The organism is Neorhizobium galegae bv. orientalis str. HAMBI 540 (genome assembly GCF_000731315.1).
GTDB lineage: Bacteria > Pseudomonadota > Alphaproteobacteria > Rhizobiales > Rhizobiaceae > Neorhizobium > Neorhizobium galegae.
On sequence record NZ_HG938354.1, the window covers coordinates 835765 to 858233 of the forward strand.

Here is a 22469-nt window from a genome sequence, read left to right on the forward strand (position 1 = left end):
CAACTTAAGGGGTAAGATATGGCAAGAGTTGTGATCATCGGGCTGCCCGGAGACGATCAGCTTTATCTCGCGGACATCGACGCAGGAACGGTCCTGCCGATGCAGCCGCCCGTTTCCGGACCGTTGGCCGCGGCAAACGATCTTAGAAATGCAGGGGGAACAATCGTCAAAGACGTCAACCTAGCGGTTGCAGTCTCCTCTTCCGAACAGGCTTTCTCCGGTGTCTTCGATGGTTAAGCTGCCGACGGCGTAAGCGATGGACCGCATCTGCTTACCCGAGGAGACCTATGAGCGGGTGCGTCCTTTTCTGAAGACGCTTGGAATAACCCGTATCGGCCGCCAGACCGGACTCGATCATATCGGCATTCCGGTCTGGTGCGCCTATACTCCAAACGCCAAATCGATCGTGGTTGCTCAAGGCAAAGGGCTCACCGATGCCGATGCGAGAACATCTGCGGTCATGGAGGCCATAGAGCGGGCTGTCGCTTGCGATCCGTTCCTGTCAATCAGGAATGTCTCCGCGTCAGCTCTTTCAGATGCCGACGAGCGTGTCGACTTGCTTGTGCCGCTTCTTGGCCGAAACCAGTCCCCTCCCCGAGCAACCGACATTATGGCATTTGCGGCGGGAGAAGAGCTCTTCAGTTCTGACCGCGTCTACGTTCCGGCCGAAGCCGTGTCCCTCGATCGGACTCTGTCGAACTGCCGGTACTGGCAATCTTCGGATGGCCTTGCATCGGGCAACACGCATGGCGAGGCAATCTTCCACGGCCTTCTCGAGCGTGTCGAGCGCGACGCTCATGTCTTGTGGCAGGTTCTTCCTCAATCCAGCCAGCACTCCAGGTGTCTGCAACCCGACGCATTCAGCGATGAGGACGTTAGGTCCCTCATCGTGAAGATCGAGGATGCGGGTATCCTGCTGCGCATGTTCGACATGACAAGCGATATCGGCATACCATGTATCGGCGCCTTCCTTGCGGCGAAAGCCGCGCTCGCGTCGCGTGCGCCGCGATATGTCGACGTGACGTTCGGCTGCGGTGCTCATCCATCCCCCGAACGCGCTGCCGTGCGCGCGCTGACGGAAGCCGCGCAGTCCCGGGTCACTTATATTAGCGGCGCACGCGATGACGTATTCCATGAGACCTATCGGCGACCGCTGCCCGAGCGGTTGCTGAGGTTGTTTTCTGCAGATCCTTCACGCGGCGTGCCCTTGCCCGGTCCGAACGACCTTGGGGGAATCCTGGGGAACTTGAAGCGGTCGGGTATCACGCAGGCAATCGCGGTTCGATTGAGCGAGCCGGCATTCCCCTTCGCGGTCGTCAAGATATTGGTACCCGGACTGGAAAGCCCCGAGGGAGAGCGACGGCACAGATTTGGCGGCAGGGCGATGACAGCATCGTTTACCTCATGAAAGTACTTTTTGTCGGTCCAAGCCTGCCGGAAGCAGAACGTTTCGTCGCTGACGATATGAGTGTGAGGCCGCCGGCGATGCAGGGGGACGTGCGGTTGGCGGTCGAGCAGGGCGCGAGAGCCATCGGATTGATCGACGGCGCCTTCGAATATGTCGCCCCCGTCTGGCACAAGGAAATTCTCTACGGTCTCTCGAAAGGCGTGGCGGTCTTTGGAGCGGCGAGCATGGGTGCCTTGCGGGCGGCAGAATGTCACGCCTTCGGCATGATCGGCATCGGGGAAATCTTTGCGGCCTATGCAAGCGAAACCCGTGTCGACGATGCGGATGTCGCACTGCTGCATGGACCTGAAGAGCTTGGATATATTGCTATCACCGTTCCGATGGTCAACGTCGACGCCACGATCGCCGGCTGTTGCACGCACGGTCTGATCTGCGACCGGGAAGCGCGGCATCTCGAGGAAAGCGCGCGATCTCTGTTCTTCAAGGCCCGTAGCTGGAACGCGGTCGTCGCAAACTGCTCGGAGATTGCGAGTGGGCGCGCCAACGAATTGCTGCGAATTCTTTGCCATAACTATGTGGACCAAAAAAGAGCGGACGCCGTCGCCCTGATCGATGCCCTGCGTCACGCCGACGCCTATTCTCCCCCCACCCACTTTGAATTTAACCGAACATCTCTCTGGCGCGATGACTAGCGTCATCAGCCATGCGTTGTGTCACGCCGATGTCACGCCCGACGCCCTCAAAGAGTTTTAGATTGCCCGCACAGGTTGGGGGTTGATGCATGGCATGCTCGGATTTGCAAATTGATATGGAAGCAGAACTCGTCGCTCTGGCGAGGTTGGTGATCTACGCGCGAGAGATCGCAAAGGGCCTCAAGTCGATCGAGGTCGAGGCTGGACTTTCCGTGACGCTCGAAGCGATCACCAAGGAGCTTACTGGTGATCTGGACGTTACGGCGGCCAGGCACTCGCGCAAGACACCAAGTCAAACCTATCAATAGGCGGGAACCGCGATCGAATGATGGGCGACGGTTGAGGTCGCTGAACGGTGCAGTGGGGGCGGCACGAAGGGCTCGACGGGCGGTATGGAAGCACGTCGAGCCCTCGCCGCAGTGGGGGTAACCGCTGGGGGCGGCCTGCGGCAGTGGAACTTCCATACAGCAGTCGCTGTCGTCCAGTTCAGTCAGGAAATGTAGCGTATCTTCGGCAAATTTCCACCGCAACCGACGAGTTACTGGGACAACTTTTGCAGGTGCATCATCTTGTCGGCGCGCCGGATCAATGCGCCAGCGATCAACTCCTGTAGAATGCCGTTAAAATTGAATGGATTTAGACAAAATCGGATAAGACTGGTATGAACGCGAGACTGTCAAAAACTGCTTCTGCTGAAGAAAGTATATCGGCCTTCGGAGTTCCAACCGCGCGCAATAACGCGTCGGCCATGAACCTGCGCGGTCCATGGCCGTGGGTTCAACTTGACCGCAGAACGATTGCTGTTTCTCTAGCTCTCCTGAGCGCGCTTTGGATACTGGGAGCGGCGATCCTTGTCTATTTACTGACATAGGGCGTCGGTTGGTCTCATACCGCGCTGCTTGATATGAGCATCATTGGCGCTATCAGCTCCGAACATCCTGATTATCCAATTCGATTGCGGATCTCCACCCCGTTGTTCCTTCTTGTTTATCTGGCATAGAGGCGATCGAGACGCACGACCTTGCCCAGTACGGTCAGCGCGATCACGGTAAACAGGATCAGCACCGCTGAGATTGCATGCGCGGTCGGCTCCAGGCTGAAGGTCGATTCCGCGTAGATGCGGACCGGCAAAGTCGTCAGGCGGGCGGTGGTGAGGAAGCTGGTGACGGTGACTTCACCGAAGCTGAGCAGGAAGCCGACGATGCCCGCCGCAAACAGTCCCGGCGCCAGACCCGGCATGATGATCAGGAAGAAGCGTCGCACCGGGCTTGCCCCGAGGCTCGCCGCCGCCTCCTCCTGCGCCCGATCGAGCCCCATGACCGAGGTGGTCAGGAGCGTGATCGCAAACGGCAGGATGACGATCACGTGGATCGCCACGAGGCCGAGGAAAGGCGGGATGATCAGGTAGATCTGCAGCAGCCGCAGCATGCCGACGCCGATCGCCACATGCGGCAGCGACATCGGTAAAAGCCAGAAGGTCAACAGCGCGGACCGGCCCTTGAAGGGATAGCGGGCGAGCGCGAATGCGGCAGGCAGCGAGAGCGCCAGCGCCACCAGCATGGAAGTGACGGCAAGCCGCACCGACACCCAGAAGGCATCCGCATAGGTTCCGGCAAAAAACACCGCCTCATACCATTTGAGGGTGAAACCGCGGAAGCCTGAAGCGGTTGCCTGCGGCACGTCGTTGAAACTCTGGACGCAGACCAGCACCAGCGGCAGCAGCAGGAGCAGCAACGAGGTTGCGAGCAGCAGCTTCGACACGATCGGTCCGAGGATGTCGATGATCGGCACCAGCCAGCGCGGAATGCTCCACGGATTGCTGGGTTTGCCCTTTAACCACGGCATCAGGCGGTTGAGCGCGTAGGCGCAGAGCGCCGCAAAGGCGAGACCGGTGACGGTCATGATGATCGCAAGTGCGGCCGCAAGCGGTGCATTGAGGTTCTTGATCGCCTCCTGCAGCACCAGCATGCCGGTGGTCCAGACCTTCTTGCCGCCGAGCAGGGAGGCGGACACATAGGCCGTGGTCGCCATCAGGAAAACGATGACGGTGCCGGAACGCAGGCCCGGCAGCGACAGCGGCAGGTCGACGGTGAGAAACCGGACCGCCGGAGATGCGCCAAGGCTCTGCGCCGCCTCATGAACGCGCGGCGAAGTGTTCTGCAGGTTGTCGTAGAGCGCCAGCACCATGAACGGCAGGAAGACCTGCGCCAATGCGACGGCGACCGCACCATGGGTGAACAGCATGTATCTCGCCGGCGGAATGCCGATCAGGCCGGTGACCGAATTGATCAGGCCCTCGGGCGCCAGCAGCAGGATGATGCCGAGCGAGCGCACCACGACATTGGTCAATAGCGGAATGAGGATGACCGCAAACGCGGCCGCGCGGTATTTCACCGGCATCCGCGCCAGCCAGTGGGCGAGCGGATAACCGAGAAGCGCGGTGATCACGGTGACGCCAAGGCCGAGCAGGATGGTTTCGGAGACGACGCCGAAATAGAAGCCATCCGATACGATATCCCGGAACTGCGCGATCGACGGCGCCAGGAACAGCGGGCCGAAAGGATCGGGATACTCGTGCAGGGAAAGCACGAGTACCACGAACATTGGCGCCGCGAAGGATAAAAGCAGCCAAAGGGTGACCGGCGCTGCAAGCGCCGGCCCGATCCAACGGTTCATCCCGCGATCTCCCGATCGTATTTCGCCTGCCATTTGGCGCGGCTGGCATTGATCACGTCCCAATCGAAATCGACGAGCTTGGCGACATTGGCATCGCCGAGCACGAGCTTCGACTTGATGTCGTCCGGCACGGTGATGTTGCTGACGGTCGGCGAGTAGTAGATCTGGCGTGCGTAGGCGAGCATGCAGGGTTCGGAAAGATGCAGGTTGATCCACTCTTCGGCGAGCTTCTGGTTCTTGGTGCCTTCGGTGATGCAGGCGACGTTCATCGAAAGCGCCTGTCCCTCGACCGGGGTGGCGATCGCTATATTGGGATTGCGCGTTTCGACATAGGACTGGGTGAAGCTGCCGAACTCGACGGAAAGGTCGGCGAGCTTCTGGTCGAACATTTCGAAGAGTTGCGCCTGGCTGCCCTGGATCGCCGCGAAGGGCTTCAGTTCCTTGACCTTTTCGAAGGCGATGTCGGCGTTCTTCTCGTCGCCGCCCCAGACGCGGGCGGCCATCATCAACGCGGAAATGCCTTCGGCGCCCAGACCATCCGGCCAGGCGATACGGCCCTTCCATTCCGGGTTCCACATGTCCTTCCAGGAGGTGATCGGCTTCGACGCCTTGGTCTTGTCGTAGACGATCGTGCAGGGGTTGAAGGCAACCCCGTAACCGCCCTTGCGGGCGCTCGGATAGAGCGCTTCGAAGTTCTTGACGGCAGGCGTCGGCGCCTGGGTCACGCCGTCCTTCACCGCCTGGCGGCTTTCGAAGATGTTAAGGTAGAGAACATCAAAGCTCGGACGGCCGCGTTCCGCATAGGCGCGGGCGCGACGGTCACCGGTGCCGCCGAGAACGTAGCTGATCTTGCAGCCGTATTTCTCGACCAGCGGCTTCTCGACATGTTCCTTGACGATCTTTTCCTGCGCGCCGCCCCAGATGCCGACGACCAGTTCGTCGCCCTTTTTCGGCTCCTGCGCGGAGGCGGGACGGATGATGTGGAACGGTGCGGCAAGGCCGGCACCGGCAATCAGCTTGTTGAATGTACGACGCGAGACGTTCATGTCTTGGTTCCCCTTTTTTGATCAGATGAATGTGGCGCCACCCGGCTGGGTCTGGATGCTGCACGGCGTCCCAAGGGGCGGAGGCGGCATATCCGAAGGCACGATCAGGCGGATCGTGCCGCATGCGGATTGGATATCGGCTTCGTAGGTGTCGCCGAGGAAAGCTGCGTTGACGAGCGTGCCGGAGACATGCAGCGGCCCCGTCTCGCCGGACAGTCTCAGGCGCGAGGCGCGCAGCACGAGACGGGTCGCACCTGACGGTGCCCCCTCGCATGTCAGCCCCGGCGCGGAGAACAGACCGTTCTCGGTCTTGCCTTCGATCACCGTGCGGGCGCCAAGGAAGGAGGCGGTGAACGGCGAATGCGGCCGGTCGCACAGCGCAACCGGCGTGCCGATTTCGGCCAGCAGTCCCTTGTTCATCACCGCGACGCGATCCGACATGGCAAGTGCTTCCTGCTGGTCATGAGTGACGAAAACGGTGGTGATGCCAAGTCGCTGCTGCAGCGTGCGGATTTCGGTGCGCATGTCGGCACGAAGATGGGCGTCGAGGTTGGACAGCGGCTCGTCGAGGAGGAGCACGTCCGGTTCGATCACCAGCGCGCGGGCAAGCGCCACGCGCTGCTGCTGGCCGCCGGAAAGCTGGCCGGGATACCGATCGTAATAGCCGCCAAGCCCGACCGTATCGAGTGCTGCGGCAGCGCGGGCGCGGCTGTCGGCCTTGCCGACATGGCGCATGCGCAACCCAAAACCGACATTGTCGAGCGCCGTCAGATGGGGAAACAACGCGTAGGACTGGAAGACGACGCCGATATTGCGGGTATGCACCGGCCGCTTGCTGATGTCCTCGCCATTGAGAATGACGCGCCCTTCCGACGGCTGCACGAAGCCGGCGATCATCCGGAGCGTCGTCGTCTTGCCGCAGCCGGACGGCCCGAGCAGCGACAGAAGTTCGCCCTTGGCGACCTCGATCGTGAGGCCGCTGACGGCGACGGAATCGCCGTAAATAGCCGTGATGTTGTCGAGCGTCAGGTAGTGCTTATGCGACATTGTCGGGAGCCTCGGGCATGATCAGGCGCGAACGCGTCGTTCCGCCATGGCAGATGGAAATGGTGATCGGTCGCCGCGCCATCTCGGGGACGGATGCGAACGGCTCGTTGCCGGGATGAATTTCGAAGACCGGCGCCCCGGCGCCCTGGAGCGAAAGCCGCAAGGCGAAACCTTCCAAAACGGTGACGCAGACCGGGCGCAGGCTGACGCGCGCGGAAACCTGCCCACCACCTTCAAGGCGGGCATAACCGGTGCTCAGCACCCTCGCCTCTCCAGACGGGGCGACGAGCGACAGCGTCGCGCAGAGGTCGAAACCTTCGGATTGCGTTTCGACCTCGATCTCGGCCGAGGCCTCGCCACCGAAGAAACGCGCCACGTTGAAGGGCGCACTGGTATAGACGGCGACATCGGCGCGGTTGTCGTGGCCGCTGCGATCGACAAAACCGGCAGGTGTCCCGAGATGACCGCCGACAAGCGGCGTCGGACGGGTCGGATCGTGCACGAACGTGTCGCGGGCTTGCGCGCCGCTCTCCATCGACAGGCTACCGTCGCTGACCATGGCCGCGCCAAGGCCTGAGGACGAGAGGAAAAACTCGGCTTCGGAGCTGATGGGACGGTCCCCGAAATCGCACCAGAGCCGCCGCCCCATGTCGAACAACCTCACCGGCAGCGGCTTTTCGCCAAGACCCTTGAGATAGAAATCGAAAAAGGCCAGCTGCGCGCGGTCGATCGAGAGTTCCGCATTGGCTCCCATATCGGAGGCGCCGCCTGCACGGTTCCAGGGCGCATGTGCCCAGGGGCCGATCACCAGATGAGTGCTGTCCGGATGCCTGGCCCTGAACGCGGCATCTGCAGCCCAGGTGCCTTGAAGCAGGAAGTCCGCCCAACCGCCCGTGTGAAGGACCGGAATATCGAGCGGATCGTCGGCCAGTTGCGCGCCCGGCGACACCGCATCCCAATAGTCCTTCTCGTCCGCCACCCATTTGGCGAGATGCGATATGTTGGGCTGAGAGACGAGCAGGTCGCGGAGGGCCACATCGTCTCCGGCACCGCCGAGTGCCGCATAGGTTCTGGCATCCTCGCGCCGCGCAGCCGTCAGCCGGGCCATCTGTGCCGCCCAGCCGGCATTGAGCCCGAGCCGGAAGGCATCGCCTTCATAAGCCCAGTCGTCGCGCGGCATCCACGAGCCCATGGACGGCGCGATCGCATCCGGCCGGCCATTCCCCTTGCCGGCGATCGCCAGATACTGTGTCACTGCCTGGTAACTGAAGCCGTAGAGGCCGAGCTTGCCGTTGCTTCCCGGCAATCCTGACACCCATTCCAGCGTTCGCGCCCCATCCGCGATCTCGCTGACGAAAGCCTCGAAGACGCCACCGGAATCGCCGCAGCCGCGCACGTCCTGGATGACGACAATATAGCCATGTGAGGCGTACCAGGAAGGATGGGCCAGCACGAGGGTGGAGGCGATGGCCCGCCCGTAGGGCTGCCGCATCAAGAGGACCGGAAATGTGCCCTCCCCGACCGGGCAATAGATGTCGGACACCAGCACGACGCCGTCATCGAGCGAAAGCTCGCCCCTTTCGGGGCTGGCAACGTCGTATGGTGCGCGTGACGTCGTCAAGTCATCAGCCCTTGTAGATGGTTTTGGAAGTGATCCGGTCGAGCGGGAAATCCAGGACTTCCTTGATCAGCTTCAGGAGGTTGGCGGCGCTGCGCTCGACATAAAGCCGGCCGCGCTCGGCATCGCCGGCAGCGGCATTGCCGCAAGCGCCGGAGGGCTGCACATCCTGGGTCTGCCAGCCGTAACCGATCCGCCCTTCCGGCATCAGCAACCCGCCGGCTGCTTCCAGCTCGACGGAGACGGGAACGAAATCCTCGGCATATTGCATGTCGATCAGCTCGCGATGCAGATGCAGCATGACGCTGGTTTCCGCCTCGCCCCCATGGATACCGTGCTTCATCTCATGGGCGCTGAACAGGTCGGAGAAATCGGCGCCGGCGCTTGCCCAGGCGCTGACGGCGAACATGCCGAGCTTGATGCGCAGCTCGCGGCAGACGATGTCCATCACCTGCGGCTGGCCGCCATGCGAATTGACAAAGATGATCTTGCGGCAACCGGCCCGGTTGACGCTTTCGCCGAGCTCGAACCACATCTTGGCGAGCGTGTCGTAATTGAAGGTGAGCGTGCCTGGATAGGCGGTATGCTCGACCGACTTGCCGACCGGCATCATCGGCAGGACCAGAACCGGCAGGTCGTCACCCATCAGCTCGACGGTGCGGGCAACGACGCCGGCATTGATCGCGGCATCGACGCGAACCGGCAGATGCGGACCGTGCTGCTCGACGGCGGCGATCGGCAGGATCGCCACGAACTTTTCCATCTCGAATTCGGAGAAATCCCGTGCCGTATGATCCCACCACCAATGCGATTTCAGTTTCATGGTCATGTCCTCGATTGTCGCTCAGGCCGCAGCGGCGCGTGCCGCCAACTCCGCCTTGGCGATCTTGCCGGTGGGGGTCATGGGAAGTTCGGTCAGTGAAATGACCGTCATGACGGAGAGGTCGTAGGGAACCGTGCCAGCGATCTGCGCCTTTGCGGCCTCACCATCGACCGGCGCGGCAGCCTGTACAAAGGCGACCGGCCGGGTCTTCATCGCGGGGTCGGGCACGCCGACGACCGCTGCCTGCTCGATGCCGGCCACCGTCGAAAGCGCCTCTTCCACGTCGCGAGGGTACCAGGTCTTGCCGCCCACTTCGAGAAGCTCGGAGCGGCGCCCCATCATGGTGACAAAACCGTGCCGGTCGATCATGCCGATATCGCCGGTCCACAGCCAGCCGTCACGCAGCGTCTCGGCGGTCTTTTCGGGCTTGCCCCAGTAACCCCACATGAAGCCGCCGCGGAGTGCGATTTCGCCGACGGAGCCGCAGGCAAGTTCGGAACCGTCGGAATTGAGGATGCGCACTTCCTTGTCCGGAAGCGGCATGCCGGCGCGTCGGGTCTCGATGTCGGCGGCATCGAGCTTCGGAAAGCCCAGCGCCACGAAACCGCCGAGCTCGGATTGGCCGTAGCTTTCGACCAGCGGCAGCTTCAGCTTCTCCTGCCAGCCAGCCTTGAGAACCGGTGGAACCGGACCGCCGCCGGACATGCTCATGCGCAGCTTGGAAGGCGAATGGCCCCGGATGGCGGCTTCGTTGAGCACGTCGGTGAGGATCGGCGGATTGGCGATCAACATGGTGGCGCCGCGGGCTTCCAGCGCATCAAAGCCGGTCGCTTGAGTCCAGCGGCCCATGACATTGATGGCCGCACCACGCGACAGCTGCGGCAGGAGATTGCCGACCAGCTGATAGGAGCTCGACAGCGCGCTCGGGCCGAACGAAACGTCGGCCGCGGTGATCTGCAGCCGCTCGGCGATGCAGCGGGTCGCCCTCACCGTCGGCTCGTGCTTCAGGCAGGCACCCTTCGGTTTGCCGGTCGTCCCGGACGTATAGGAAAGATGGGCAATCGCATCTTCGTTGCCCGGATCGGCAGGCGCCTGCAGGGCAGCCGCCATCAGGTCCGGCAGAGAATGAGCGCCTAGTTGCGGGCCGTCCATGCAGATCAAGGCCCGGATTGTCGGCACGCCGGCGGCCGCCGCACTCACCTGCTCATGCTTGTCGTGGGTATAAACGACCACCGTCGGCTGGTGATCGCCGAAATAATAGGCAAGTTCGTCGGCGAATTTGACGTTTACGAGAGCTGAAATCGCCCCGAGCCGCCAGCAGCCGAGCATCATGGTCAGATAGTCCATGCCGTTATGGGCAAAGATCGTCACCCGATCGCCCGGCTTGACGCCGAAACTGTGCAGCGCGCCGGCAGCCCTTTCCATGGCATCGACGGCCTGCGCATAGGTCAGGCTCTTGTCGCGATCGACCCAGTGGAAACACGCATGGTCCGGATCGCGATTGGCGCCATCCACGAGAAGAGTGTGCATCAACATTTCGAAATTCCCCGGCGCTAAATCTGCCTGCTCAATTCTTTGGCAGATGTAAATCCTGCCTTCAGCATGAGCAAATTTGCGCCGGAGGTGAATGCCATGGCCGTCGATAGCGGGTATATCCGTTTGCTTATACCTGCCGGCCTCAAGAGGCAGCCCGCAGCGGGATTGCGGATGGCGCGGGGTGGAGTGTCTGGTCGAAGCGGCGGGCGACGGTGCGGATGACATTGCGCAGCCACCGGTTGGCGCCGCTGTTGTGAGCCCGCTCGTGCCACAACAGATAGAGGTTCATCTGGTCGAACTCCCTCGGCGCCTCGACGAGCTGCAGATGATTGGCCGGCGCATTGGCGACGATATATTCCGCATAGGGTCGCGCCGTGGTGAAGATCAGGTCTGTTTCGGCAAGGATTGCCGGGATCAGCGCATATTCCGGAACCGACATGGCGATGCGGCGGCGCATTCCAAGCTGCGCCAGTCGTCCGTCGATCGGGCTATAGACGGCGTTGGAGCCGGGCGTCGGCGAGACATGGTCGGCATCGAGATAATCATCGAGCAGAAGGCGCCCGCGCTTCGCCAGCGGATTCGATTTCTGCACTACGCAGGCGATGTCGCAATGCAGGAGCGTGCTCGATTTCAGGCTCTGCTGCGGCGCCGGCCAATTGCCGATCACCATGTCCACCCGGCCCGACCCCAGATCCTCGATCAGGTCGCTCTGTTCCGAGGGCGCGAAGAAGTCCACCGATATACCCGGCGCCTCGTGGCGGATGCTGGTGGCGATCGGCGGAATGAGGAAGGTGCCGAAGCAGTTGACCGCGGCAATCCGCATCCGGCTGTGAACCATGCCGGGATCGAACTGGCTGCTGCGGTTGAGTGTATCCAGGAGGCCTTCGAGCATGGCCGCGATCGAGGCCATCACCTCTTCGCCGCGCTCGGTCAGCACCAGTTTCTGGCCGCTGCGCACGAGAAGCGGATCCGCAAAGATCTCGCGCGCCTTCTTCAGGCAGGCACTGACGGCCGGCTGACTGTGTCCGAGCAGCACGGCGACCTTGGAGACATTGCGCTCCCTCAGCAGCAGATAGGTGGTGCGCAGCAACCTGACGTCGATAGAGGGATTTATGTTCGCGTACACGGCCGTTTCCTCTTGCAGGCGGATCGCGGGACGCGATGCAAGTGATGTGCCACCTAACGAACTTGTATTGCTCCGGCGGTGGAGGGCGTATGAGTGGCGCGGCAGCATCTTCGCGATTTTTCAGCTGGACGTCTGCGAAGTTCCTTTCTTCCGGCGATGACGGTGCTAGAGTTCGGCCGGCGCGATCACGAACTTCGGCCGGGGGGTGGATGAAAAGTTTTATTGCAAAGGCCGCGGCGGCGGCAATCGTCCTGTTTGCCCGGGCGGTCACGGCGGTTCGCGCCATATGGCCCGACGAAGGGCTGCCTTCCCGGCCCTGCATCTATTTTGCCAATCACTCCAGCCATGGTGACTTCGTGCTGGTCTGGGCGGTGTTGCCGCCAAGGCTCCGCCATCAGGCTCGTCCGGTTGCCGGCGCTGAATACTGGCTGAAATCGCCGCTCAATCGCTTCATTGGCAGCGACGTCTTCAATGCCGTCCTCATCGAAAGGGAGCGTGACAAGAGGACGGAGGATCCCATTGCGCAAATGGCCTCGGCGATCGACGCCGGTTCATCGCTGATCCTCTTTCCGGAAGGCACGCGCAACCAGTCCGAGGCCCCTCTCCTTCCGTTCAAGAGCGGTATTTTTCATCTGGTCACGGCGCGGCCTCACATAGATCTCGTTCCGGTCTGGATCAACAATCTCAATCGCGTCATGCCGAAGGGCGAGATCGTCCCGATACCGCTGATCTGCACCGTCACCTTCGGTAGTGCCCTGCAGTCCGCTCCGGGTGAAACCAAGGACGCTTTCCTTGATCGAATGCGAAGCGCTCTTTTAGCTTTGTCTCCTAAACCTGCAGGGAGTGGTGAATGAGTGCCGCGAGTTCCGATCTCTTGACGCTGGTGGCCGGTATCTTCGGCGTGCTCATTTTCGCCTCGGCCATCGGCTACGTGCTGCAACAGCGCCTCTCGCCGACCGGCTCGAACGCGTCGATCGAAAACCTCAATGCCCGGATCAAGGCCTGGTGGATCATGGTCGTCCTGATCGGCATTGCCTTCGTGGCGGGCCGAATCGGCGTTCTCATTCTATTCGGGTTCTGCTCCTTTGCCGCGCTTCGAGAATTTGTCACCCTCATCAACACCCGCCGAGCCGATCACTGGGCACTGGCGGCCGCCTTCTTCGTCGTGGTGCCGCTTCAGTATTATCTGCTCTGGGCGGAACAATACGGCATCTTCTCGATCTTCATTCCGGTCTATGCGTTCCTGCTGATGCCGATCATATCCGTGCTCAGGGGCGATACGGAGCGCTTTCTGATCCGCATCGCCGAAGTGCAATGGGCACTGATGATCTGCGTCTTCTGCGCCTCGCATGTCCCGGCGCTGCTGACCTTGAACATCCCGGGCTACGAGGGGCGCAACGTGCTGCTGATCGCCTTCCTGGTGATCGTCGTCCAGTTGAGTGACGTGCTGCAATATGTGTGGGGCAAGCTGTTCGGGCGCACCAAGATCGCTCCGAAATTGTCGCCGTCGAAAACAGTCGAAGGTTTTGTCGGCGGCGTCATCAGCGCTACCCTGATCGGCGCGGCCCTCTGGTGGATAACGCCATTCACGCCGGTTCAGGCAGGGCTCCTCGCCTTCATTATCACATTGATGGGTTTCTTCGGCGGCCTGGTGATGTCGGCGATCAAAAGGGATCGCGGCATCAAGGACTGGGGCAATCTCATCGAAGGTCATGGCGGTCTGATCGACAGGCTGGATTCCGTCGTCTTCTCGGCACCGATCTTCTTCCATATCGTGCGCTACTGGTGGTCGCTGTGATGCCGGATGCGCTGAAACGGCTTGCGCGCAGCGGAACGGTGCATGTGCTGTTTGCATTTCTTGCCATGGGTGGCTGGGCGGTTTTTGCCAATCGTGCTTATGAAATGCCAAGGCCGCTTTATTCGGGTCTGGTGCAGGGCGTGATGTCCGCCTGCCTGACGCTTTTCCTGAAATCGGTGATCGACGGGCTTTCGAAGCGCTTTGAGGGCCTGACACGTTTTTGGGCGCCGCCGCTGATTGCCTGCCTCGGCTCGGCCGCGGTTCTCGTCGCCATCCACGCGGCGAGCGGCACACCGGAAATCCTCAAGACCGTCGCGGTTCCGCTTCTGGTATCGACGAGCTACGCCACGATCTACAATTATTCGATCTCCGCACGAGGAGCCAAGACATGACCGAGACAGGCGACAGGCGACCTCTGGCAAGCCGCAACACGCGCTGGGCAGGCGCGATCGCGCGGTGGATGGCGTCGAAAACCATCACGCCCAACCAGATATCCCAGGCCAGCATGGTCGCGGCAGCGCTTGGCGGCGGCGCCTTCTATCTGGCGGGACAAACGGTCGGATGGGCGCGTATTGCCTGCCTTCTATTGGCCGTCCTCTGCTGCCAGGGCCGGTTGCTTTGCAATCTGTTCGACGGCATGGTCGCCGTCGAAGGCGGAAAGGGAGAGCCGGACGGGCCGTTCTGGAACGAGCTCCCGGATCGCGTCGCCGATCTTCTGATCTTTGCGGGCGTCGGATATGGGATCGGCATGCCAGGTCTCGGCTGGGCCGCCGGTGCTTTTGCCGTCTTGACGGCCTATGTCCGGGAACTCGGCCGCGCCACAGGCAATCCGAGTGATTTCTCAGGCCCGATGGCCAAGCAGCACCGTATGGCAACGATCACCGCGGCAGGATTGGCATCGATCCTTGAACCGTTGTGGGGCGGGTACAACCAGATCCTGATGATTGGTCTTGGAATAATCGCGCTCGGCGCGGCCTTCACGGCAATCCGCCGCTCAAGGACATTGATCACGCGCCTCAAACTGCTGGGAAAAGCAGGACATTAAATCAGGCCGGGGAAACATCGCTACGTGTGTCTTCGGCGGCATGCAAAGTTGCCGCCGATCTGTGGATGAGGTCAGCCCAGCGCCGAGCCGTTGGTCGCCAGGAAAACCGAATAGAGCGACTTGGTGGCGGTGATGAAAAGCCGATTTTTGCGTGGGCCGCCGAACGTGACGTTTGCGACGGTCTGTGGCACCAGGATCTTGCCGAGAAGCTCGCCTTTCGGGGAGAAGCAATGCACGCCATCGCCGGCGCTGGTCCAGACATTGCCCTGGATATCGACGCGGAAACCGTCGGGCAGGCCATTGTCGAGACTGCAGAAGATCTTGCCGTTGGCAAGACGCTTGCCGTGGACCACGTCGAAGACACGGATATGACGCGGCGCATTGACATCATGGCTGGAGGCAGAATCGGCGACGTAGAGCTTCGTTTCATCCGGTGAGAACGCAAGGCCGTTCGGCTGGCCGAAATCGATGACGACCGCCTCAAGGTCGCCGCTCACCGGATCGAGACGGTAGACATTACGTGTATCCTGCTCCGGCTCGGCCCGATAACCTTCATAGTCGGACTTGATGCCGTAGGTCGGGTCGGTGAACCAGACGCTGCCGTCCGAGCGCACGACGACATCGTTCGGCGAGTTGAGCCGTTTGCCCTGATAACGGTCGGCAAGAACCGTGATCGAACCGTCGATCTCGGTCCGGATGACACGCCGGCCACCGTGTTCGCACGACACCAGCCGGCCCTGCCGGTCACGTGTATTGCCGTTGACGAAATTCGACGGCGAACGGAAGATCGAGACGCCGCCGTCCGGCGCCCAGCGCAGCATGCGCTGGTTGGGTATGTCGCTCCAGATCAGGCAGTTCAAATCCGCAAACCAGACCGGACCTTCGGCCCAGCGGCAATCGGAATAAAGCTCTTCGAGAGCCGCGCTGCCAACGATCAGGTGCCGAAAGCGGTCGTCGTGGATTTCGTAGATGGAAGGGATTTGCGGCATGGGAGAGGGTCCGATTTGAGTTTGTTCATCGGTTGGATTGACGGCCGCCGGCAACCAGGATGACGGCGATGATGATGAGGCCGGTCAGGATGAGGCGGAACCCGGCACCGAAGCCATAGGTGTTCAACATCGACACGACAAGGAACATGAAGAGCGACGCGCCCCAGATGCCGGGGATGTTGGAGTTGCCGCCCGCGACCGCCGTTCCGCCGATCACCACCACGGCGATCGACATCAGCAGGTATTCGGACCCCATGTTCAGTGCAGCCCCGCCGGAGAAGCTCGCGAGCAGATAACCGCAGATCGAGGCCAGCACGGCACAGAGGATGTAGGTGACGAGCCGCGTGCCGTCGACGGGAATGCCGGTCATCCGGGCGGCGAATGTGCTTTGGCCGATCGCCGAGATCCAGCGGCCATAAATGGTCTTTTTCAGCAGAACCCAGGCGATGACCGAGAGGATCAGGGCGACGATCGCAATGTTGGGGATGCCGAACAGGCTTGACGTCGTGAAGCTCGCCAGCACTTCCGGCGGCTTGATGCGCAGGCCGCGGTTCGCCCAGATGGCTGTCGACTGCACGATGAAGCTTATGGAGAGGGTCGCGATGATCGGCGGGATGCGCAGGAGTTTTATCAGCGCATAGTTGCCGATGCCGATTGCGAAACCCAGCAGGATCGACGTCAGCAGGCCGACGAGGATCATGCCATCCTGCACGTCCATCAGCTTCAATGCCAGCGTCCCGGAAAGCGTCATCGTGGCGGGCACGGAAAGATCGATATTGCCGGGACCAAGGGTGATGACGAACATCTGGCCGATGCCGACGATGACCGAGAAGGCCGCGAAGGTAAGGGCTGCCTGGGACAAGCCTAGCGAACTCGCGCCGCCGGTAAAGAGGACGGTGACGATCCAGACGATCATCGTGGCCGCGAAAGACCATATCCAGGGCTTGGTAAAGAGGAGGCGCGCGGCGTTCATCGGCCCTTCTCCTGCTTTTCCAACCGGTTCAGGAAAAGGCGAAGCGCCAGCACGACGATCAGGATCGCGCCCTGCGCGCCGATCTGCCAATCGGGTGATATGCGCATGAAGGAGAGGAAGGAGCCGGCGAGCGTGAGGGTCAATGCGCCGATAACGGCGCCGATCGGCGAGACCTTGCCGCCGACGAATTCGCCGCCGCCGAGGATGACGCCGGCGATCGACAGCAGCGTGTAGCGCAATGCGATGTTCGCATCCGCCGAGGTCGTAAGGCCGACGAGCGCGATGCCGGACAGAACGGCGAAGAAGCCGGCCAACGCATAGGTTCCGGCACGGATGCGGATAACCGACCAGCCGGCGCGCTCGACCGAGCGGACATTGCCGCCGATGCCGCGGATCAGCACACCCGCGGAGGAGCGCATGATGACGAAATGGGTGACCCCCGCGATGACGAGGCTGGCGACAATCGCCATCGGCACAAAAGGAGGCCGGGAGGTCATCAGCCAGCGGGCCCAGGCCGGAGCTTCGCCACCGGGGGATGGCAGCATAAGGACCGCAAGCCCGCCCCAGACGAAGCTCATACCCAGCGTCACGACGATCGAGGGCAATTCTCGAACATGAATGACCATGCCAATCACGGCATAGGCCGCAATGGCGCCAAGGAAAATCAGCACGCCGATTGCCGGGGAGGCCTGCAGGAACGTCGCCGTCACGCAGGCGCAAAAGCTGACGAAGGCGCCCATCGACAGGTCGAGATCGTTAACCGCCATGATCAGCATCTGCGCGACCGTCGCGAGCGCGATCGGCACCGCGAGATTGAAGAGCAGGTTCAGGCCGGTATAACTCATGGCGCGCGGCTGCATGTAGAAGACGGCGGTGAGCAGCAGCGCCAGCGACGCGGCAGGGATGATAAGGCGGATCGTGCCGGAGGATATCTTCATGCCGCCTCGCCTGCGCCGAAGGAAGCCTCGAGTATGTTTTTCTCGGTGATCGCGTCGCCCGCGAGTTCCGCGACGATGGCGCCTTCCCGAAAAACGTAGACCCGGTCGCAGAGGCGAATTTCGTCCATTTCCGTCGAATACCATATGAAGGTGCGACCGCCTGCCGCCTCGGAGCGCAGGATGTCATAGACTTCCTGCTTGGTGCCGACATCGACGCCGCGCATCGGGTCGTCCATCAGCACGATCCTCGCCGTCGTCGCCAATGCACGGGCGAACAGCACTTTCTGCTGGTTGCCGCCGGAAAGCGACAGGATGCGATTTTCCATATCCGGCGTACGGATCTCGATGCGCGTCTTCCAGCCGTTGCCGAGCACGCCTTCGCGATCATGGTCCACGATGCTCCGCGAGGAAAGATCGCCGAGCGAGGCGATGCTGAGATTGTTCAGGATGCTCCAGAGCGGGAATATACCGTTCAGGCTGCGGTCGCCGGCAACAAAGGCGATCTCCTTCCGGCGTGCCGGCCACCAGTTGCTGTTGCGCGAGAGATAGAGATCGAGGAGCGTTTCCGTCTGGCCATGTCCCCCGAGACCGGCAAGGCCGATCATCTCCCCGCGATGGGCTTGGAAGGCAAGACCGTGACCCCGTCGTGGCGGCATCGCAAGCACCGGCGCGCCATCGCGCTTGTCTGCCGCGCGCAGCCATTCCTGCTCGCGTACCACGTTGCCCATGGCTTCGACGAGGCTGCGGGTACTGAACTCTGGAGCGGAGCGGTCAGCGACGACCCGGCCGTCCTTCATCACCACGATGCGATCCGAGGTGGAGAGGATTTCGCCGAGGATGTGCGAGATCAGCAGCACAGAACCGCCCTCCCCGACGAACTTCCGAATATAGGCCATGAGCTGCGCCGCCAACCCCGCGTCGAGCGAAGAAGTCGGCTCGTCGAGAATGACGAGTTTCGACTTTTCGTTCAGGCCGGCGAAGCTGATGGCGATCTCGACCATCTGTCGTTCGGCGATCGAAAGCTCGTCGATCGTGCTGTCGCAATCGATGCCGTGGCCGGGAAAAATATCACCCAATTGCTGTTTGACGAGAGCGGCCGCCTTGGTGCGCCAGTTCCAGCCGGCGAGTTCCGCGTGCATCACGCGGGCGTTCTCGTTGACGGTCAGGTTGGGGCAGAGCGACAATTCCTGGAAGACGCAGCGAACGCCATTGGCTCGTGCAGTCGAGATGCCATGTTGGGCCCTCGAACCGCCATAGCTGACTTCGCCTGCGTGCGGGCTCAGGCTGCCGTTGATAACATTGACGATGGTGGACTTGCCGGCGCCGTTGTGGCCCACGAGGCCGACGCATTCGCCGCCGTGGATGACGAGATCCGCTCCGTCCAGCGCCTTGACGGCGCCGAAGGTCACCTTGAGGCCGCGGACCGCGACCACCTCTCGTCTTGCTGTTATTTCATTCATGCGAAACACATCGTCGATGATCTGGGCAGGGCAATGCGAAGGCACGGCGCCTGCTGGCGCCATGCCTGGTTGTTTGGGAGGACCAGCCTATTTGGCGCTGATGACTTTCTGAGCGTCTTCCAGCGAATATTCGACATTGGCGACGCCGCCCTTCTGGGTACTGGCGAGGTTGGTTTCGAGATTGGCCTGGTCGATGCGCAGGAAAGGAACAACCAAGTCCTTCTTCACCTGCTTGCCGTCAAGGATCTGCTGCGCCACCCAGAAGGCGAGCGTCGAGACGCCGGGCGCGATCGAGACGGACATGGTCTCGTAGCCGTTCTTGTCTTTCTGCTGCTTCCACCAGACGAGTTCGTCCTCGCGGTTGCCCATAACGATGGTGGGGGTCGGTCGGTTTGCCGTGGCGAAGGCCTGCGCCGCGCCGTAACCGTCGCCGCCCTGGGTCACGACCGCCGTGATTTCCGGCAGACTTGGCAGGATGCCGGCGACGGCGCGCTGCGCGACGTCCTGAGCCCAGTCGCCGTTGACGGCTCCGACGATCTTGAATTGCGGGTTTTTCTGAGCGCCCGCCTGGATGCCGGCGTGGATTTCATCGTCGACCGAAACGCCGGCGAGGCCCCGGATCTCCAGAAGATTCCCACCCTTCGGCATCTTCTTGGCGAGGTATTCGATCTGGCTTTCGCCCATCCCCTTGAAGTCGACCGCGATGCGCCAGGCGCAAGGCTCGGTCACGATGCCATCGAAGGAAACGACCGTGATACCGGCATTGCAGGCCTCCTTGATGGCGCCGTTGAGGGCGGTCGGCGAGGCTGCGTTGATGACGATCGCATCATAGCCCTGCAGGATCATGTTCTGGATCTGCGCGGCCTGCTCGGTCGCCTGATTTTCTGCGGTCGTGAACGGATCGGCAGCGGCAACGATCTTCTTTGCGACGGCGTCCTTGGTGATCTTGTCCCAGCTGGTCAGCATCGCCTGCCGCCAGGAATTGCCGGCATAGTTGTTGGAAAGGGCAATCTTCTTGCCCGAAGTTTCGGCCAGGGCAGAGAACGGCCCGGCAACGCAAGCGATTGCGACAGATGCGAAAAGCATCTTTCTGATGATCATGATTTCCTCCCTAGAGTTCCCAACGGGGTTCTCCCCGGGCCGCTCCTCAACGGTGGCCGAAGATAGTGTTTGCGCTGAGCCCCGTTTGCTCAGTAGGAGGAGAATGGAGGAGAAATCAGATGTTGTATAGGCGCATACAAGCAACCTTTCTGCGGGTATTCGCGCAAAATATGCGGGTTCCCGCAAGACAAGAACCACAACGAAGCGTCTAATGGTTTCAAGGACTGGGAGGAGGTCCGTCATGCTCAATCGGGCGCGAAACGCGTTGTTCGACCGTTATCTCGGCATCTCCCGGCTTCTTGCCGGACAGCTCGATTTCAATGCTATCATCCAGGCGGTGGCGGCCGAGATCAGCCACATCATTCCGCACGACCATCTCGACGTCTGCATCAAGATGCTGGATGGCAAATATCACATCGCTTACGAAAGCGGACTTGCGACTGCCTGGAGCCAGCAACCGCCGGCGCTTTTGACTGGCAGCCCGATCCGCACGCTTTTGGCCGGAGAGGTGGATTTCCTTTTGTCGCCCGATGCCTGTGCCGACCCGCGCTTCCATTTCGAAGGCGCCTTTTCAAGCCCGATTATCGCGCTTTCCCTCAGGAGCAGGCTGCATGTGCCGCTCAAGGTCCAGGGAGATATCATAGGTGCCTTGAGCTGCTCCAGCCATGAACGTGACAGCTACTCGATGGAGGATGTCGAGAATGCCCGTTCGATCGCCGACCTTTTGGCCCCCTATTTCTTTGCATTGAGGGCGGCCGAGCAGGCCAAGCGCTCGGCGATCGTCGAGACGGAGGCACGCGCCCGCGAGGAAGGGCTGCGGCTGGGGGCGCTGAAACTGACGGAGGCGCTGGAGGCCGAACGCCAGAGGATCGGCATGGACCTGCACGACCAGACGCTTGCCGACCTGACGCGGCTCTCACGGCGCATGGAGCGTCTGTCGAGGCTTGCGGACATGCATGGCGATGCGCTCGAACCGCTCTGTCGCACCCTGCAGCAATGCATGCACGATCTTCGCGAGATCATCGAGGAGGCCAAGCCGACCGTGCTGCAGCTGTTCGGCGTGGCGGAGGCGATCGAGAACCATCTCGAGCGCTCGGTGCGCGAAAGCGGGCAGCCAATCGAATGGCGGATGATCGACGAAAGCGACGGCGCACTCGTTGACCTCGACCAAACCGTGGCGACGGCCCTGTTCCGCATCGTCCAGGAAGCCGTCAACAACGCCATCAGGCACGGCCAGCCAAAAACCATCCTGGTGCGTCTTGCGAGCCGCAAGCGGGTGCTTTCGATCGAGGTGGACGACGACGGCAATGGCATCTGCAGCCCACAGGACAAGGCGGGCCATGGGATCGACAACATGAAGACGCGGTCGCGGCTCATCTCCGCGCGGTTCGAGATGGCCGGTCATGCCGACCGTCGCGGCACATCCGTGAAGGTCACCCTCCCCGTCGGGCCGAAGCGCCTGGTGGAGGCGTCGACATGAGGGTGCTGATCATCGAGGACGATCCGCTGCACCGGTCCTATCTCCACGAGGCGGTGCGGGCAGCACTGCCGGAATGCGACACGATCCTGGAGGCGGAAAACGGCCACACCGGCGAGGTGCAGGCGCGCCAATCACGGGCCGAACATGTGGTCATGGACCTGCAGATGAGCGAGCGAAACGGCATCGAGGCTGCCCGCACCATCTGGCGCGAGCGGCCGGACACCAAGATCCTGTTCTGGTCGAACTATTCCGATGAAGCCTATGTCCGCGGGGTGGCACGCATCGTTCCGGAAGGTGCGACCTATGGGTATGTGCTGAAATCAACCTCCGACGAGCGGTTGAAGCTGGCGCTGCGCGGCGTCTTCATGGAGTCGCAATGCGTTATCGACCGCGAGGTGCGTGGCATCCAGCAGAAGAGCCTCGGCAATGCGCATGGTTTAAGCGATGCGGAATACGAAATCCTGGTGGATGTGGCGCTCGGCCTGACCGATAAAGCGATCGCCCAGCGCAAAAGGCTTTCGCTGCGGAGCGTCCAGAACCGTCTCCAGCAGCTTTATGAAAAGCTGGATGTCTACGAAGTGCCGGGCGACGGACCGGAGGGCTGGTATAACCTGCGCATGCGGGCAGTCGCCGTGGCACTGCTTCGCAAGGTGCTGAACGCCAGCGCGCTCGAAAGGGCCGAACGCGAATTGCGCAATTCCGGCGGGAATTAA

The 22469-nt window shown here is 61.7% G+C and carries 22 protein-coding genes; 10 read left to right on the forward strand and 12 right to left on the reverse strand.

The genetic code is table 11. The features are described from left to right. Positions 1-18: 18 nt before the first annotated feature. From RG540_RS26455 to RG540_RS26470, 4 genes are all read left to right on the forward strand, one after another. Positions 19-237 carry a hypothetical protein gene (locus tag RG540_RS26455; protein ID WP_040124903.1) on the forward strand — a complete coding sequence of 73 codons (219 nt, stop codon included), beginning with the start codon at positions 19-21 and terminating at the stop codon, positions 235-237. Between the two features lie 19 nt (positions 238-256). Beyond that, a complete protein-coding gene (locus RG540_RS26460) occupies positions 257-1408 on the forward strand; it encodes a YcaO-like family protein (RefSeq protein ID WP_046601662.1) in 1152 nt (383 codons plus the stop codon). After that, a complete protein-coding gene (locus RG540_RS26465) occupies positions 1405-2100 on the forward strand; it encodes a TfuA-like protein (protein WP_041364937.1) in 696 nt (231 codons plus the stop codon). The genes RG540_RS26460 and RG540_RS26465 overlap by 4 nt, the downstream gene beginning before the upstream one ends. A gap of 116 nt (positions 2101-2216) precedes the next feature. After that, positions 2217-2408, forward strand: coding sequence for a hypothetical protein (locus RG540_RS26470; RefSeq protein WP_041364938.1), 192 nt, complete (start codon positions 2217-2219; stop codon positions 2406-2408). Positions 2409-3087: 679 nt separating this feature from the next. Here RG540_RS26470 and RG540_RS26475 read toward each other — a convergent pair. From RG540_RS26475 to RG540_RS26505, 7 genes are all read right to left on the reverse strand, one after another. Beyond that, complete coding sequence (locus tag RG540_RS26475; protein ID WP_041364940.1) at positions 3088-4776, reverse strand: ABC transporter permease subunit; 1689 nt, start codon at positions 4774-4776, stop codon at positions 3088-3090. Beyond that, positions 4773-5822, reverse strand: coding sequence for an ABC transporter substrate-binding protein (locus RG540_RS26480; RefSeq protein WP_041364942.1), 1050 nt, complete (start codon positions 5820-5822; stop codon positions 4773-4775). The genes RG540_RS26475 and RG540_RS26480 overlap by 4 nt, the downstream gene beginning before the upstream one ends. Positions 5823-5843: 21 nt before the next feature. Beyond that, a complete protein-coding gene (locus tag RG540_RS26485) occupies positions 5844-6869 on the reverse strand; it encodes an ABC transporter ATP-binding protein (protein WP_041364943.1) in 1026 nt (341 codons plus the stop codon). Beyond that, on the reverse strand, positions 6859-8490 hold the full coding sequence (locus RG540_RS26490; RefSeq protein WP_041364945.1) for a CocE/NonD family hydrolase: 1632 nt from the start codon (positions 8488-8490) through the stop codon (positions 6859-6861). Before RG540_RS26490 ends, RG540_RS26485 begins: the two co-directional genes overlap by 11 nt. A 4-nt stretch (positions 8491-8494) precedes the next feature. After that, a complete protein-coding gene (locus RG540_RS26495; RefSeq protein ID WP_041364947.1) occupies positions 8495-9310 on the reverse strand; it encodes a creatininase family protein in 816 nt (271 codons plus the stop codon). A 21-nt stretch (positions 9311-9331) separates the two neighbouring features. After that, positions 9332-10840 (reverse strand): class I adenylate-forming enzyme family protein, encoded by a 1509-nt coding sequence (locus RG540_RS26500; protein ID WP_244446773.1) that lies wholly within the window; start codon positions 10838-10840, stop codon positions 9332-9334. Between the two features lie 148 nt (positions 10841-10988). Beyond that, a complete protein-coding gene (locus RG540_RS26505) occupies positions 10989-11972 on the reverse strand; it encodes a LysR family transcriptional regulator (RefSeq protein ID WP_051909821.1) in 984 nt (327 codons plus the stop codon). A 209-nt stretch (positions 11973-12181) separates the two neighbouring features. Here RG540_RS26505 and RG540_RS26510 point away from each other — a divergent pair, with 209 nt between their 5' ends. The 4 genes from RG540_RS26510 to RG540_RS26525 are packed head-to-tail and all read left to right on the forward strand — an operon-like array spanning position 12182 to position 14815. Then, positions 12182-12826 (forward strand): lysophospholipid acyltransferase family protein, encoded by a 645-nt coding sequence (locus RG540_RS26510; RefSeq protein WP_041364951.1) that lies wholly within the window; start codon positions 12182-12184, stop codon positions 12824-12826. Next, on the forward strand, positions 12823-13770 hold the full coding sequence (locus RG540_RS26515) for a phosphatidate cytidylyltransferase (protein WP_041364953.1): 948 nt from the start codon (positions 12823-12825) through the stop codon (positions 13768-13770). Before RG540_RS26510 ends, RG540_RS26515 begins: the two co-directional genes overlap by 4 nt. Next, on the forward strand, positions 13770-14162 hold the full coding sequence (locus RG540_RS26520) for a hypothetical protein (RefSeq protein ID WP_041364955.1): 393 nt from the start codon (positions 13770-13772) through the stop codon (positions 14160-14162). Before RG540_RS26515 ends, RG540_RS26520 begins: the two co-directional genes overlap by 1 nt. Further along, positions 14159-14815, forward strand: coding sequence for a CDP-alcohol phosphatidyltransferase family protein (locus tag RG540_RS26525; protein WP_041364957.1), 657 nt, complete (start codon positions 14159-14161; stop codon positions 14813-14815). The genes RG540_RS26520 and RG540_RS26525 overlap by 4 nt, the downstream gene beginning before the upstream one ends. A gap of 71 nt (positions 14816-14886) precedes the next feature. Here the strand turns inward: RG540_RS26525 and RG540_RS26530 are convergent, their stop codons facing one another. The 5 genes from RG540_RS26530 to RG540_RS26550 all read right to left on the reverse strand — a co-directional run bounded on the left by RG540_RS26530 (position 14887) and on the right by RG540_RS26550 (position 20276). Beyond that, positions 14887-15804: an SMP-30/gluconolactonase/LRE family protein gene (locus RG540_RS26530; RefSeq protein WP_041364959.1), complete on the reverse strand. Its 918-nt coding sequence runs from the start codon at positions 15802-15804 to the stop codon at positions 14887-14889. A 25-nt stretch (positions 15805-15829) separates the two neighbouring features. After that, positions 15830-16777, reverse strand: coding sequence for an ABC transporter permease (locus RG540_RS26535; protein ID WP_041364961.1), 948 nt, complete (start codon positions 16775-16777; stop codon positions 15830-15832). Beyond that, positions 16774-17715, reverse strand: coding sequence for an ABC transporter permease (locus RG540_RS26540; protein WP_041364963.1), 942 nt, complete (start codon positions 17713-17715; stop codon positions 16774-16776). Before RG540_RS26540 ends, RG540_RS26535 begins: the two co-directional genes overlap by 4 nt. Continuing rightward, a complete protein-coding gene (locus RG540_RS26545; protein WP_041366409.1) occupies positions 17712-19175 on the reverse strand; it encodes an ATP-binding cassette domain-containing protein in 1464 nt (487 codons plus the stop codon). Before RG540_RS26545 ends, RG540_RS26540 begins: the two co-directional genes overlap by 4 nt. Positions 19176-19262: 87 nt before the next feature. Beyond that, positions 19263-20276 (reverse strand): ABC transporter substrate-binding protein, encoded by a 1014-nt coding sequence (locus tag RG540_RS26550; RefSeq protein ID WP_041364970.1) that lies wholly within the window; start codon positions 20274-20276, stop codon positions 19263-19265. A 241-nt stretch (positions 20277-20517) separates the two neighbouring features. Here RG540_RS26550 and RG540_RS26555 point away from each other — a divergent pair, with 241 nt between their 5' ends. Both RG540_RS26555 and RG540_RS26560 read left to right on the forward strand, forming a co-directional pair. Further along, a complete protein-coding gene (locus RG540_RS26555; RefSeq protein ID WP_041364972.1) occupies positions 20518-21756 on the forward strand; it encodes a GAF domain-containing sensor histidine kinase in 1239 nt (412 codons plus the stop codon). Beyond that, positions 21753-22469 (forward strand): response regulator transcription factor, encoded by a 717-nt coding sequence (locus RG540_RS26560; protein ID WP_041364974.1) that lies wholly within the window; start codon positions 21753-21755, stop codon positions 22467-22469. Before RG540_RS26555 ends, RG540_RS26560 begins: the two co-directional genes overlap by 4 nt.